This is a genomic window from Streptomyces sp. MK37H (assembly GCF_018035285.1).
GTDB classification, from domain to species: domain Bacteria; phylum Actinomycetota; class Actinomycetes; order Streptomycetales; family Streptomycetaceae; genus Streptomyces; species Streptomyces endocoffeicus.
Map to the genome: position 1 here is coordinate 1 of NZ_JAAAYH010000229.1, position 14,668 is coordinate 14,668.

A 14,668-nucleotide genomic window follows, 5' to 3' on the forward strand; every position below is an offset into this window, starting at 1 on the left:
GCCCGGCAGGCCGGGAAGCATCCGCGGACGCAGCTCGGGCACTACTGGGACAGCCTCTGGTACGTGGGCATCGCCCAGCACGGCTACGGCACCAGCCGCCCCTCCGCCGCCCACCCCGGCCTGAGCTTCAGCGACCTCGCGTTCTTCCCGCTCTACCCGGCGCTGATCCGGGCCGTCACCGGCATCGTCCCCATCAGCGCGGTGACGGCCGGGCTGCTGATCGCCTGGGTCGCGGCCGGGCTGGCGGCCTGGGGGATCCACGCGGTCGGGGAGCGACTGTACGGGCGGCGGGTGGCCTTGACGCTGGTCGCGCTGTGGGGGCTGCTGCCGCATGCGGTCGTCGAGTCCATGGGGTACACGGAGTCGCTGCTGACGGCGCTGGCGGCCTGGTCGCTGTACGCGCTGCTGACCCGGCGCCGGCTCTGGGCCGGGGCGCTGGCGCTGTGCGCGGGGGCCACCCGGCCCAACGGGCTCGCGGTGGCGGCGGCGGTGTGCGTCTGCGCGGCCGCCGAGATCTGGCGGCACCGCGGGCGGACGTCCTGGCGGGTGTGGGCGGGGGCCGCGCTGTCACCGCTCGGCTGGCTCGGCTACGCCGCGTGGGTGGGGGTACGGCGCGGCACCTGGCGCGGCTATCTGGACGTCCAGGACGACTGGGGCACATATCTCGATCTCGGTGCGAGCGGCTTCCGCTCCGCCCGCTCCCTGATCATGGGGAGCGGCTATCTGTCGCACTACATGGCGCTGATCGTCATCGGCGCCTCGCTGATCTCCCTGGTCGGGCTCGCGCTGCGGCCGCCACCGCTGCCGCTGGTCGTCTACACCCTGGCCCTGGTGTTCATCGCGCTCGCCAGTGCCAACTACTTCGCGTCCAAGCCGCGCTTCCTGCTGCCCGCCTTCCCGCTGCTGCTCCCGGCGGCGCTGGCGATGGCAAGAGCCCGGCCGCGTACCGCCGTCCTGGTGGGCGGCGCGCTGGCCGGGCTCTCCTGTCTCTACGGGACGTATCTGCTGACCATGGCCACCAGCCCGGTCTGACCGATACGGCCGACGGCCTCGCCGACCGGGATACGGCGCCTCCGAGCGCTATACGGCCCATCCGGCCGCTATACGGCCCATCCGAGCGCTATACAGCCTTCCGGCCGGTATACAGCCCTTCCGGCCGGATGCGGTTCGGCCGCTCAGGCCTCGTCGTCGCCCGGCTTGTCGTCGCCGTCGGACTCGATGTCGGCCTCCAGACCGAGCTGTTCGACCAGCCAGCGGTCGAACTCGATCGAAGCCCGCACCCAGCTGACCGTGCTGGACACGAAGTGCTCCAGGCTGACGCCGGTGCCGATCAGCATCTGCGCCTCACCGATCAACCGGACCGTGCCGTCGTCATTGGTGTGGCTGTAGACCTTCGGCCACAGCGTGCGGCGGTTCCAGTCGTCGATCGCCTCGAGCAGCCGCGGCTTCTCATCGATGCCGTGCGGCCGGTCGTAGAACGTGCGGACGGAGAAGACCTGCTGCTCCTCCTCCCCGCGGAACATGAAGTAGGTACGGAACTGCTCCCACGGCGCGGCGAGGTCCCCCTCCTCGTCGACGACGTACTTCAGCTCCATCTGCTCCAGCAGCTGCTTGACCAGGTCCTGGTCGGGCAGCACGGGGCCGCTCGGACCCGTCGGTTCGGGCTCGGGCTGACCCCCGAAATTCGGAATCGAGGACGGGTCGATGCTCACCGTGGATTTCCCTTCGTATGGAATACCGCCATCCTCCCTCACACCCGCCCCCGCCGTGCAACCCCGGCCGTACATTGCCCGATCCGGCCGAAACGGCGGCCGGGAGGACCGGCGGGACCGGGGGTGCCGAGCGGCCCCGGGCCCCTATTGCGCGGGGCCCACCAGCAGGCCGTCGCCGACCCGGTCCACCCGGACCTTGTCGCCGTCCCGGACCTCCCCGGCGAGGATCTCCTTGGCCAGCCGGTCGCCGATCGCGGTCTGGATCAGCCGGCGCAGCGGGCGCGCCCCGTACGCCGGGTCGTTGCCCTCCTCGGCGAGCCACTCCAGCGCGGCCGGGGTGACGTCGAGGGTGAGCCTGCGGTCGGCGAGGCGGCGGGCCAGCCGGGCGATCTGGAGCTCGGCGATGCGGGCCAGCTCCGGGCCGCTGAGCGCGGAGAAGACCACGAGGTCGTCCAGGCGGTTGAGGAACTCGGGCTTGAAGGAGGTCCGCACGGTCTCGAGGACGCTCTGCTTCTTCTCCTCCTCGCCGAGCAGCGGATCCATCAGGTACTGGCTGCCCAGGTTGGAGGTGAGCACCAGGATGGTGTTGCGGAAGTCCACCGTCCGGCCCTGGCCGTCGGTGAGCCGCCCGTCGTCGAGCACCTGCAGCAGGATGTCGAAGACCTCGGGGTGGGCCTTCTCCACCTCGTCCAGCAGCACCACGCTGTACGGGCGGCGGCGCACCGCCTCGGTGAGCTGGCCGCCCTCCTCGTAGCCGACATAGCCGGGCGGGGCGCCGACCAGCCGGGCCACGCTGTGCTTCTCGCCGTACTCGCTCATATCGATGCGGACCATGGCCCGCTCGTCGTCGAAGAGGAAGTCGGCGAGCGCCTTGGCCAGCTCGGTCTTGCCGACGCCGGTGGGGCCGAGGAAGAGGAACGAGCCGGTGGGCCGGTCCGGGTCGGCGATGCCCGCCCGGGTCCTGCGCACGGCGTCCGAGACGGCCCGTACGGCCTCGGTCTGGCCGATCAGCCGCTTGCCCAGCTCGTCCTCCATGCGCAGCAGCTTCCTCGTCTCGCCCTCCAGCAGCCGGCCCGCGGGGATGCCGGTCCAGGAGGCGACCACATCGGCCACGTCGTCCGGGCCGACCTCCTCCTTGACCATCGTCGGGCGGTCCCCCTGGACCTCGGCCTCGGCCTCCGACGCCTCGGCCAGCTCCCGCTCGACGGCCGGGATCTCCCCGTACAGCAGCTTGGAGGCGGTGTCGAAGTCGCCGTCGCGCTGGGCGCGCTCGGCCTGGCCACGCAGCTCGTCCAGCTTCTCCTTGAGCTCACCGACGCGGTTGAGGCCCTGCTTCTCCTTCTCCCAGCGGGCGGTGAGGCCGCGCAGCTCCTCCTCCTTGTCGGCGAGGTCGCGGCGCAGCTTCTCCAGCCGCTGCTTGCTGGCCTCGTCGGTCTCCCGGGCGAGGGCCATCTCCTCCATCCGCATCCGGTCCACCGACCGCTGGAGCTCGTCGATCTCCACGGGCGAGGAGTCGATCTCCATCCGGAGCCGGGAGGCCGCCTCGTCCACCAGGTCGATGGCCTTGTCGGGCAGGAAGCGGGAGGTGATGTACCGGTCGGAGAGGGCGGCCGCGGCCACCAGCGCGCCGTCGGCGATCTGCACCTTGTGGTGGGCCTCGTAGCGGCCCTTGAGCCCGCGCAGGATGGCGACGGTGTCCTCGACGGTCGGCTCGGCCACCAGCACCTGCTGGAAGCGGCGCTCGAGCGCGGCGTCCTTCTCGATCCGCTCGCGGTACTCGTCGAGGGTGGTGGCGCCGACCATGCGCAGCTCACCGCGGGCCAGCATCGGCTTGAGCATATTGCCCGCGTCCATCGCGGAGTCGCCGCCGGCGCCCGCGCCGACCACGGTGTGGAGCTCGTCGATGAAGGTGATGATCTGGCCGTCGCTGGACTTGATCTCGGCCAGGACGGTCTTCAGCCGCTCCTCGAACTCACCGCGGTACTTCGCGCCCGCGACCATCGCGCCGAGGTCGAGGGCGACCAGGCGCTTGTCGCGCAGGCTCTCGGGCACATCGCCCTTGACGATCCGCTGGGCGAGCCCCTCGACGACGGCCGTCTTGCCGACGCCCGGATCGCCGATCAGCACCGGGTTGTTCTTGGTGCGCCGGGAGAGCACCTGCACCACCCGGCGGATCTCCTGGTCCCGGCCGATGACCGGGTCCAGCTTGCCCTCGCGCGCGGCGGCGGTGAAGTCCGTGCCGAACTTCTCCAGGGCCTTGTACGTGCCCTCCGGATCGGGCGTCGTCACCCGCTGTCCACCCCTGACCTTCTCGAACGCGGCGAGCAGCTTCTTGGCGCCCGCCCCCTGCTGGTCGAGCAGCTCCCCGGCCTGGCCGCCCTTGGCCGCGATGCCGATGAGGAGGTGCTCGGTGGAGACGTAGTCGTCCCCGAGTTCCCTGGCCCGCTGGGTGGCGTCCGCGATGACGGCCAGCAGGTCGCGGCTGGCCTGCGGCGGGGCCACGGTGGAGCCCTGGACGCTGGGCAGGGCGGCGAGCAGCCGCTCGGCGCCGTCGCGCACCAGGGCCGCGTCGGCCTCGACGGCGGCCAGCAGATCCATCACATTCTCGTTGTCCTGGCCCTGCAGCAGGGCGAGCAGAAGATGCGCGGGCGTCATGTCCGCATGCCCGGAGGACACCGCCCGGTCATTGGCGGCACTCAGCGCCGCCCGGCTCTTGTTGGTCAGCTCGGCATCCACGTCCCTGTGCTCCTCCTCGCTCCGATCTTCCCATCCCTGCCCTACCCAACCTCCGTAAAGTTGAGTCTATTCCACTCAACCTCGCGAACGCCACTCCTCTGCCTTAGGTTCTGGACCATGTCCGTCGATCCCCGCGACCCCGATCCCGAGTACCTCGCTTTCTGGCGCGAACGCCATGTGTGCACCCTGACCACCCCACGCCCGGACGGCACCCCGCATGTGGTCCCGGTCGGCGTCACCTACGACCCCGAGGCCGGGCTCGCCCGCGTCATCGCGAGCCGTCACAGCCGTAAGGTCGCCCATGTCAGGGCGGCGGGCGAGGGCGGTGCGCGGGTCGCGGTCTGCCAAATGGCGGGCAGGCGGTGGGCCACGCTGGAGGGGCTCGCGGTGGTACGGGAGGACCCCGAGCTGATCGCGGACGCCGAACGCCGCTACGCCGAGCGCTACCAACGGACCCCCCGCCCCAACCCGGACCGCGTCGTCATCGAGATCGCCCTCGACAGGGCAATGGGCAGGGCCTGAGGCCGGGTCACTCCTCTTCCTCCTCTCTGTGACCCGCCCCCGCCCAGGGGTGGCGCAGCCGGATCCACACGTCGCGGGCGCGCCGCCCGGCCTCCGTGCGGCTCTCCGCCACCGCCGTACGCGCCTCCTCCTCGGTCTCCACCATGGGCCCCGAACCGCGCAGCGGCTTCCCCGCCGTCTCGTGCAGGAACACCGTGGAGATCAGCCCGATCACGCCCGCCACCATCAGGTAGAAGGCGGGCACCAGCGTGTTGTGCGTGGTGGCCACCAGCCACGAGGCCAGCAGCGGTGTGGTCCCGCCGAACAGCGACACGGAGAGGTTGTACGAGATCGACAGCGCGCCGTAACGCAGTCGGGTCGGGAACAGCGCCGGGAGCGTCGCGGCGCTCGTCCCCGCGAAGGTGACCAGCATCGCGCCCAGGATCAGACAGCCGATCGCGGGCAGCAGGACGCCGCCCTCCCGGATCAGCAACACCGCCGGAATGGCCAGCACGATCATGCCCACGCTGCCGAACAGGAACAGCGGCCGCCGCCCCCAGCGGTCGGACGTGCGCCCGACCACCGTGATCGCCAGCACCACGAACAGCATGGTGCCCAGCACCAGCACCTGGGCGGTGGTGGCGTTCTGGCCGAGCGTGGAGCCCATGTACGTCGGCAGGTACGACGTCACCATGTAGTTGGTGACGTTGTACAGCAGCACCAGACCCATGCAGATCAGCACGGCCTGCCAGTGCCGGGTGAAGATCTCCTTCAGCCGCCCCCGCCCGGACTGGCGCGCCTCCTCCACCGGCCGGGGCTCGCCATGGGCCGCCGCCGCCTCCGCCGCCTCGGCCGCCCGCTCGGCCTCCTGCTGGAACGCCGGGGTCTCCTCAAGACGCAGCCGCATATACAGACCGATCAGCCCCAGCGGCCCCGCCACCAGGAACGGCACCCGCCAGCCCCAGTCCACCATCCCGGTCTCACCGATGGCGGCGGTGAGCACGGTGACCAGGCCGGAGCCCAGCGAATAGCCGATGAAGGTGCCGAAGTCGAGCCAGCTGCCGAGGAAGCCACGGCGCTGATCGGGCGCGAACTCGGCGATGTACGTGGTCGCCCCCGCGTACTCACCGCCGGTCGAGAAGCCCTGCACCACCCGGCAGGCCAGGAGCAGCAGCGGGGCGGCGAAGCCGATCGCGTCGTAGCCGGGCAGCAGGCCCACCGCGAAGGTGCCCGCCGCCATCATGATCATGGTGGTGGACAGCACCCGGCGCCGCCCGATCCGGTCGCCCAGCGGCCCGAACACCAGCCCACCCAAGGGCCGCACCAGGAACGCCACGGCGAAGGTGGCGAACGTGGAGACCACCTGGGTGGCGGGGTCGTCGGCGGGGAAGAAGACATGGCCGAGGGTGACGGCGACATACGCGTAGACACCGAAGTCGAACCACTCCATGGTGTTGCCGATGGCCGTCGCCGCGACGGCGCGGCGCATTCCCGGCTTGTCGACGACGGTGACGTCCTCGATCGCCAGCGACTCCTTGCGGCGGCGCAGCAGCGTGCGGATCAGCTGGTCGGTACGGGCACCGCCGTGCGGCCATCCTCCGCGGCGGGGGCCGCGCGGTGGTCTAGGACCGGTAGTCATCTCGTCCCCTGCCGCCGGCTGAACCGCTACCCGACGCCGCTCCCGCCCCCGGGCTCAGGCCCCGGCATCGCTGGACTTCGCGTAGGTCTCCGCCATCTGCCCGCCGACGTCGTACACCACGACCTGCTCATCGCCGATCACCCAGGCGTCATGGCCGGGCGGCACCACATACACGTCCCCGGGCCCCACCTCGGCCTCCGCGCCATCGGCCGTACGCAGCCGCATCCGGCCCTGGACCACGACCCCCCTGTGGTGCACCTCGCACAGATCGGTCCCCACGATCGGCCGCACCGACTCCCGCCAGCGCCATCCGGGCTCGAAGGTGCCCACGGCGAAATCCAGCCCGGTCAGATGGAGGGCCTCGATATGGCCTCCGGGAAAGTCACGCCGTTCGTCCGGCTTCTCGATCGTCTTGACCTCCACCATTGGGATACCTCCTCCCATATCTCCATGGTGCGCCCGGGCCGCCCCATCGGCGCGCCCGGCCCGGGGCCCCGGGCATGCGAAAGGCCCGGTGGTCGTGAGGACGGCCACCGGGCCCGCGATCAAGCCGCGCACAAGCCGCGCGCCGGGCGCTACTCCGGGCGCTTGGGGCGCCAGACCACCAGGGCGCTGCTCTGCTGGATGTCCTGGTAGCGGACCAGGTCGCGGCGGTAGGAGGCGTGGACCTGGGCCTCGCGCTGCTGCATGGCCGTCGCGGCGCCCTCGACCGCGGCCTGGAGCTCGGCGACCCGGGACTGGAGGGCCGCGACCTGGTTCTCCAGTTCGATGATGCGCTTGATCCCGGCGAGGTTGATGCCCTCGTCCTGGGAGAGCTGCTGGACCTGGCGGAGCAGCTGGATGTCGCGCGCGGAGTACCGCCGGCCGCGGCCGGCGGTACGGTCGGGGGAGACCAGGCCGAGGCGGTCGTACTGACGCAGGGTCTGCGGGTGCAGCCCGGAGAGCTGGGCGGCCACCGAGATGACGTAGACCGGCGAATCCTCGGTCAGCTCATAGGGGTTGCGGGGTCGGCCAGCGGCCCTGCCTCCGATTCCTCCTCGGCCGTCCATCTCAAGCTCCCTTCGCGGCCTTGAACAGCTCCGCCCGTGGGTCCTCTCCCACGGTCGCCTCGCGATACGACTCCAGCGCGTCACGCGCCGAGTCGCTCAGGTCCTTCGGCACCGTGACCTCGACGGTGACCAGCAGGTCCCCGCGGGTGCCGTCCTTGCGCACCGCGCCCTTGCCCCGGGCGCGCATGGTCCGCCCGTTGGGCGTGCCGGGCGGCAGCTTCAGGGTGACCGGCGGGCCACCCAGGGTCGGGACCTTGATCTCGCCGCCGAGCGCCGCCTCGGGAAGGGTGACGGGCACGGTGACGGTCAGGTTGTCGTCCTTGCGGCCGAAAACCGGATGCGGGTCCACATGCACGATCACGTACAGATCGCCGGCCGGGCCGCCGGTCTCGCCCGGGGCACCCTTGCCGCGCAGCCGGATCCGCTGGCCGTCGCTGACCCCCGCGGGGATCCGGACCTGCATGGTGCGGGCGGAACGGGCCCGTCCGCTGCCCTTGCAGGTCTCGCACGGGTTCTGCGCGATCAGCCCGCGGCCGCGGCACTCCACACACGGGTCGGTGAGCGAGAAGCCGCCCCCACCGCCCCGGCTGACCTGGCCGGTGCCGACACAGGTCGGGCAGACGCGCGGGGTGCCGTCCCGGTCGCCGGTGCCCGAGCACGCCTTGCACGGGGCCTGGCTGGACATCCGCAGCGGGACCGTGGCCCCCTCGACGGCCTCGGTGAAGCTGAGCGTCACCTCGGACTCGATGTCCTGGCCCCGGCGCGGCTGGGCGCGGGTGGCGCCGCCACGGCCGAACAGCCCGCCGAAGACATCCCCGAGCCCGCCGCCGAAGCCGCCGGCGCCGCCACCGCCGCCGCCCTGCGCGCCGCCGCCGAAGAGGTCGCCCAGGTCGAAGTTGAAGCTGCCGGTGCCACCCGGTCCGCCCGGCCCGGGGCGGAAGCCCCCGTTGCCGAACAGCGCGCGGGCCTCGTCGTACTCCTTGCGCCGCTTGGGGTCCCCGAGGATGTCATTGGCCTCGGAGATCTCCTTGAACCGGTCCTCCGCCTTGACGTCGCCCTTGTTGGCGTCCGGGTGGTACTCGCGGGCGAGCTTCCGGTACGCCTTCTTGATCTCCGCCTCGGTGGCGTCCTTGGGGACGCCGAGAACTTTGTAGTAGTCCTTCTCCACGAAGTCCTTGGTGCTCATCCCCGACGTCCCTCCTCTCCTGCTGCTCTCGCGGTCACCGTCACGTCAGCCCTCTTCCGGGCCACCGCTCTCCTCGTCCGGCGCCGCGGTCTCGCCTTCGCCCTTGCCGGCGGCGGCTCCCGGCTGGGGCTCGGCGACGGCGACCCGCGCCGGGCGGATCGTGCGCTCGCCGATTCGATACCCCGGCTGCAGAATCTGCACGCACGTGGTCTCGGTGACATCCGGCGCGTACGAGTGCATCAGGGCCTCGTGGATCAGCGGGTCGAAGGGCTCGCCCTCCTTGCCGAACTGCTGGAGGCCCAGCTTGGCCACCACCGCCTCCACGGAGTCGCCCACCGACTTGAAGCCGCCGACGAGCTCGCCGTGGTCACGGGCACGGCCGATGTCGTCGAGCACGGGCAGCAGCTCGGACAGGAGGCTCGCCACGGCGATCTCCTTGACCGTCACCCGGTCCCGCTCGACCCGGCGCCGATAGTTCTGGTACTCCGCCTGGAGCCGCTGGAGGTCGGCCGTCCGCTCGTTGAGCGCGGTACGAACCTGGTCCAGCTGCGCCTGAAGGGCTACCTGCTCGAGGTCCCCGGCCGGGGCCGCCGGGCCCGCCTTGTCGGCGGACCCGGCGCCCTTCGCCGCGTCGTCAGGGGTCTTCGCGGCCTCGGAGGGGACATCGGGCTGCTCCTCGAAGCCCGGGGTCTCCTCCGTCACGCGGCACCACCCTGCCCCTTGTCGGCCTTGTCGTCGTCGACGATCTCGGCGTCCACCACATCGTCATCGGCCTTGGCCTGGCCGCCCTCGGCACCCGCCGCGCCGGCGGCACCGGCGTCGGCCGCGCCCGCCTCAGTGTTGGCGTACATGGCCTGGCCCAGCTTCTGGCTGACCGCGGCGACCTTCTCGGTCGCGGTGCGGATCTCGGCGGTGTCCTCGCCCTCGAGCTTCTCCTTCAGCTCGGTGAGGGCCTCCTCGACCTCGGTCTTGACCTCGCCCGGGACCTTGTCCTCGTTGTCCTTGAGGAACTTGTCCGTCTGGTAGACCAGCTGCTCGGCCTGGTTGCGGGTCTCGGCGGCCTCGCGGCGCTTGTGGTCCTCCTCCGCGTACTGCTCGGCCTCGCGCATCATGCGGTCGATGTCGTCCTTCGGCAGCGCGGAGCCGCCGGTGACGGTCATCTTCTGCTCCTTGCCGGTGCCGAGGTCCTTCGCGCCGACGTGCATGATGCCGTTGGCGTCGATGTCGAAGGTGACCTCGATCTGCGGCACGCCGCGCGGGGCCGGGGGCAGGCCGGTCAGCTCGAACATCCCGAGCTTCTTGTTGTACGCCGCGATCTCGCGCTCGCCCTGGTAGACCTGGATCTGCACGGACGGCTGGTTGTCCTCGGCCGTGGTGAAGATCTCCGAGCGCTTGGTCGGAATGGTCGTGTTGCGCTCGATCAGCTTGGTCATGATGCCGCCCTTGGTCTCGATGCCGAGGGACAGCGGGGTGACGTCCAGCAGCAGGACGTCCTTGACCTCGCCCTTGAGGACACCGGCCTGGAGGGAGGCGCCGATGGCGACGACCTCGTCCGGGTTGACGCCCTTGTTGGCCTCCTTGCCGCCGGTCAGCTCCTTGACGAGCTCGGCGACGGCGGGCATACGGGTCGAGCCACCGACCAGGACCACGTGGTCGATCTCGGACAGCGAGATGCCCGCGTCCTTGATGACGTTGTGGAACGGGGTCTTGCAGCGCTCCAGCAGGTCGGAGGTGAGCTGCTGGAACTGGGCGCGGGTGAGCTTCTCGTCCAGGTGCAGCGGGCCCTCGGCGGACGCCGTGATGTAGGGCAGGTTGATGGTGGTCTCGGACGAGCTGGAGAGCTCGATCTTCGCCTTCTCAGCGGCCTCGCGGAGGCGCTGCAGGGCCATCTTGTCCTTGGACAGGTCGACGCCGTGGCCGTTGTTGAACTGCTTGACCAGGTAGTCGACGACCCGCTGGTCCCAGTCGTCACCACCGAGGTGGTTGTCACCGTTGGTGGCCTTGACCTCCACCACGCCGTCGCCGATCTCCAGCAGCGAGACGTCGAAGGTGCCGCCACCGAGGTCGAAGACCAGAATGGTCTGGTCGTCCTTCTCCAGCCCGTAGGCGAGCGCGGCGGCAGTAGGCTCGTTGACGATACGCAGGACGTTGAGGCCCGCGATCTCACCGGCTTCCTTGGTCGCCTGGCGCTCGGCGTCGTTGAAGTACGCCGGGACGGTGATGACCGCGTCCGTGACCTTCTCGCCGAGGTACGACTCCGCATCCCGCTTGAGCTTCTGCAGGATGAAGGCGCTCATCTGCTGCGGGTTGAAGTCCTTGCCGTCGAGGTTGATCTTCCAGTCGGTGCCCATGTGGCGCTTGACCGAGCGGACGGTGCGGTCCACGTTGGTCACCGCCTGGCGCTTGGCGACCTCGCCGACCAGCACCTCGCCGTTCTTCGCGAACGCCACAACGGACGGCGTGGTCCTGGCGCCCTCGGCGTTGGTGATGACGGTGGGCTCACCGCCTTCGAGAACACTGACGACGGAGTTCGTCGTACCCAGGTCGATGCCGACCGCACGTGCCATTTCGGGATCCTCCAGCTACAGCATTGAGTGGAACAGGCTCAAGCGTGCATCACCCGCTCTGCCGCTGTCAACAGACCTGAGTCGACAGGGCTCAAGTTTTATATGAGGCTTATGCCCAAGCGGGCGCGGAAGAGGGTGCGGAGAGGCCAAATGAGGGAGAGGAGGAGCCAAGTGAGCGACACAGATCACCGGCTCGTCGACTACATGGGTTCCCGTCCGGGCGGGTAATCTCGGTCAAGCCACATTAAGTTACTGCTTAGTAATCCAGCTCTCGCAGGTTCGAGGAGCCCCTTATGCAACTCGCCGCGATCATCGTGTCGCTGGTCCTCACCGCGGTCGGCGTTGCCCTGCTCGGCCGGGCCGTCGCACAGTTCGTGCGCTTCTTCAAGCTCGGCGCCCCGGTCCCGGCGGGGGCCAGGACCGACAATCCCTGGCAGCGCAGCGTGACCCTGGTCCGCGAGTTCCTCGCGCACACGCGCATGAACAAGTGGGGCGTCATCGGCGTCGCCCACTGGTTCGTGGCGATCGGCTTCCTGACCCTGCCACCGACCATCATCAACGCCTACGGCCAGCTCTTCCAGGCGGACTGGACGCTGCCGATCCTCGGCGGCTTCCTCCCCTACGAGCTGTACATCGAGTTCATCGGCACGATGACCACGCTGGGCATCCTGACGCTGATGGCGATCCGGCTGCTGAACCTGCCCAGCCGGGCGGGCCGCAAGTCCCGGTTCACGGGCTCCACCGCCTGGCAGGCGTACTTCGTCGAGTACGTCATCCTCATCATCGGCCTCGCGATCATGGCGCTGCGCGGCACCGAGGGCGCCCTGCACCACGTCGACCACTACGAGCCCGCGTACTTCGCCTCGTATCCGCTGGTCCAGCTCTTCGACGGGCTCAGCGTGGACACGGTGCAGAACCTGACCTACTTCTTCGCGATGATCAAGCTGGGCACGACCATGATCTGGATGATCACGGTCAGCACCAACCTCGACATGAGCATCGCCTGGCACCGCTTCCTCGCCTTCCCCAACATCTGGTTCAAGCGCAACGCGGACGGCGAGGTGGCGCTCGGCGCGCTGCAGCCGATGGTGAGCGAGGGCAAGCCGATCGACTTCGAGGACCCGGGCGAGGACGACCAGTTCGGCGTCTCGCAGATCGAGCACTTCTCCTGGAAGGGCATCCTCGACTTCTCCACCTGCACCGAATGCGGCCGCTGCCAGTCGCAGTGCCCCGCCTGGAACACCGGCAAGCCGCTCTCGCCCAAGCTGCTGATCATGTCGCTGCGCGACCACTCGCACGCCAAGGCCCCGTATCTGCTCGCCGGTGGCGGCAAGACGGCGGAGGGCGAGGAGAAGGCGAGCGAGGAGCAGCTCGCCGGGGTGCCCGCGGCGGCGCTGGCGGAGGCCGAGCGGCCGCTGATCGGCACGCTCGAGGAGAACGGCGTCATCGACCCCGATGTGCTGTGGTCCTGCACCACCTGCGGCGCGTGCGTCGAGCAGTGCCCGGTGGACATCGAGCACGTTGACCACATCGTGGACATGCGCCGCTACCAGGTGATGATCGAGTCCTCGTTCCCGTCCGAGGCGGGCACGATGCTCAAGAACCTGGAGAAGAAGGGCAACCCCTGGGGGCTGGCCAAGAAGCAGCGGCTGGCATGGACCAAGGAAGTCGACTTCGAGGTGCCGGTCGTCGGCAAGGACATCGAGGACCTCACCGAGGTCGACTACCTGTACTGGGTCGGCTGCGCGGGCGCCCTGGAGGACCGGGCCAAGAAGACCACCAAGGCCTTCGCGGAGCTGCTGCACATCGCGGGCGTCAAGTTCGCGATCATGGGCGGCGACGAGGCGTGCACCGGTGACTCCGCCCGCCGCCTGGGCAATGAGTTCCTCTTCCAGCAGCTCGGCCAGCAGAACGTCGAGATGCTGAACATGGCCTTCGGCGAGGACGCTGACGAGGGCGTCGTGGTCGAGAAGTCCAAGAAGAAGATCGTCGCGACCTGCCCGCACTGCTTCAACACGATCGCCAACGAATACCCGCAGCTGGGCGGCGACTTCGAGGTCATCCACCACACCCAGCTGCTGCAGCACCTCATCGACGAGGGCAAGCTGATCCCGGTCACCCCGGTCGAGGGTCTGATCACCTACCACGATCCCTGCTACCTGGGCCGCCACAACAAGGTCTACACCCCGCCGCGCGAGATCATCGCCAAGGTGCCGGGACTGCGGAACGAGGAGATGCACCGCCACAAGGAGCGCGGCTTCTGCTGTGGCGCGGGCGGCGCCCGGATGTGGATGGAGGAGCGGATCGGCAAGCGCGTCAACAACGAGCGCGTGGACGAGGCGCTGTCCCTCAACCCGGACATCGTCTCCACCGCCTGCCCGTTCTGCCTGGTGATGCTGACCGACTCCGTCAACGGCAAGAAGAATGACGGGAGCGCGAAGGAAGAGCTCCAGGTCGTGGATGTGGCGCAGCTGCTCCTGGACTCGGTGAAGACCCCGGCCGCGCCGGAGGACGGCGGCAAGAACGCCGAGGAGCCGGAGCCGGCCCCGGCCAAGTAGCGCCGTAGACGTCTCGTCGATGCGCTGAAGCCCGCCCACGGGGTCCGTGGGCGGGCTTCACGCTTGCTGGCGGGCGCTTGAGGCGCCCTTACGGAGGCCGTGGCGCCCTTACGGCTCTCATGATGGCCTTACGCCCGCGGCTTGCCGTTCTTCGACAGCGGCAGCGCCTGCTCGGTCCAGATGACCTTGCCGTCCGCGGTGTAGCGGGTGCCCCAGCGGTCGGCGAACTGCGAGACCAGGAAGAGCCCCCGGCCGCCCTCGTCCGTCGTCCCCGCGTACCGCAGATGCGGGGAGGTGCTGCTGGTGTCGAAGACCTCGCAGATCAGGCTGCGGTCGCAGAGCAGCCGCACCCGGATCGGGCCGGTCGCGTAGCGGATCGCGTTGGTGATCAGCTCGCTGAGGATGAGCTCGGTCGTGAACGCGACATCGCCCAGATCCCACTCCGCGAGCTTCCGGGCCACCGCGGCACGCACCTCGGCCACCTGCGCCGGATCGGACGGCACCTCCCAGCCGGCGGTCAGACCGGGCTCCAGCACCCTCGTACGGGCCACGATGAGCGCGATGTCATCGCTCGGGCGATCGGGCAGCAGCGCGTCCAGCACCGCCGTACAGGCGTCCTCGGGCGTCCGGCCGGGGTGGGCCAGGGCACCGCGCAGCATCTCCAGACCCGTTTCGATGTCCCGGTCGCGCTTCTCGATCAGCCCGTCGGTGTAGAGCACC

Annotated in this window: 12 protein-coding genes; 3 read left to right on the top strand and 9 right to left on the bottom strand. The window is 70.0% G+C overall.

Features of this window, described 5'->3' with window-relative positions:
• A partial coding sequence (locus GWI24_RS27515; RefSeq protein WP_210948598.1) for a hypothetical protein occupies positions 1–1,032 on the top strand: 1,032 nt, incomplete at its 5' end.
• A gap of 143 nt (positions 1,033–1,175) precedes the next feature.
• Here GWI24_RS27515 and GWI24_RS27520 read toward each other — a convergent pair.
• Both GWI24_RS27520 and clpB read right to left on the bottom strand, forming a co-directional pair.
• Entirely contained in the window at positions 1,176–1,712 is a 537-nt protein-coding gene (locus GWI24_RS27520; protein WP_020869726.1) for a YbjN domain-containing protein, read from the bottom strand.
• A 144-nt stretch (positions 1,713–1,856) separates the two neighbouring features.
• Complete coding sequence (gene clpB / locus GWI24_RS27525) at positions 1,857–4,448, bottom strand: ATP-dependent chaperone ClpB (RefSeq protein ID WP_210948599.1); 2,592 nt, start codon at positions 4,446–4,448, stop codon at positions 1,857–1,859.
• A 117-nt stretch (positions 4,449–4,565) separates the two neighbouring features.
• Here clpB and GWI24_RS27530 point away from each other — a divergent pair, with 117 nt between their 5' ends.
• Positions 4,566–4,970 carry a pyridoxamine 5'-phosphate oxidase family protein gene (locus tag GWI24_RS27530; RefSeq protein WP_210948600.1) on the top strand — a complete coding sequence of 135 codons (405 nt, stop codon included), beginning with the start codon at positions 4,566–4,568 and terminating at the stop codon, positions 4,968–4,970.
• A 7-nt stretch (positions 4,971–4,977) separates the two neighbouring features.
• Here the strand turns inward: GWI24_RS27530 and proP are convergent, their stop codons facing one another.
• The 6 genes from proP to dnaK form a co-directional block, all read right to left on the bottom strand.
• A complete protein-coding gene (gene proP, locus GWI24_RS27535) occupies positions 4,978–6,513 on the bottom strand; it encodes a glycine betaine/L-proline transporter ProP (RefSeq protein WP_210948607.1) in 1,536 nt (511 codons plus the stop codon).
• A 129-nt stretch (positions 6,514–6,642) separates the two neighbouring features.
• Positions 6,643–7,014: a cupin domain-containing protein gene (locus GWI24_RS27540; protein WP_210948601.1), complete on the bottom strand. Its 372-nt coding sequence runs from the start codon at positions 7,012–7,014 to the stop codon at positions 6,643–6,645.
• 149 nt (positions 7,015–7,163) lie between these two features.
• Positions 7,164–7,637: a heat shock protein transcriptional repressor HspR gene (locus GWI24_RS27545; RefSeq protein WP_210948602.1), complete on the bottom strand. Its 474-nt coding sequence runs from the start codon at positions 7,635–7,637 to the stop codon at positions 7,164–7,166.
• A gap of 1 nt (position 7,638) precedes the next feature.
• Positions 7,639–8,823, bottom strand: a complete 1,185-nt coding sequence (gene dnaJ, locus GWI24_RS27550) for a molecular chaperone DnaJ (protein ID WP_210948603.1) — start codon at positions 8,821–8,823, stop codon at positions 7,639–7,641.
• Positions 8,824–8,868: 45 nt separating this feature from the next.
• Positions 8,869–9,525 carry a nucleotide exchange factor GrpE gene (gene grpE, locus GWI24_RS27555; RefSeq protein WP_086883961.1) on the bottom strand — a complete coding sequence of 219 codons (657 nt, stop codon included), beginning with the start codon at positions 9,523–9,525 and terminating at the stop codon, positions 8,869–8,871.
• On the bottom strand, positions 9,522–11,390 hold the full coding sequence (gene dnaK / locus GWI24_RS27560) for a molecular chaperone DnaK (RefSeq protein ID WP_210948604.1): 1,869 nt from the start codon (positions 11,388–11,390) through the stop codon (positions 9,522–9,524). Before dnaK ends, grpE begins: the two co-directional genes overlap by 4 nt.
• Before the next feature lie 293 nt (positions 11,391–11,683).
• On the opposite strand from dnaK, the gene GWI24_RS27565 reads away from it, so the two are divergent.
• Positions 11,684–13,948: a (Fe-S)-binding protein gene (locus GWI24_RS27565; protein ID WP_210948605.1), complete on the top strand. Its 2,265-nt coding sequence runs from the start codon at positions 11,684–11,686 to the stop codon at positions 13,946–13,948.
• 128 nt (positions 13,949–14,076) lie between these two features.
• Here the strand turns inward: GWI24_RS27565 and GWI24_RS27570 are convergent.
• Positions 14,077–14,668 (bottom strand): ATP-binding protein (locus tag GWI24_RS27570; protein ID WP_210948606.1); only part of this gene is annotated, 592 nt, incomplete at its 5' end.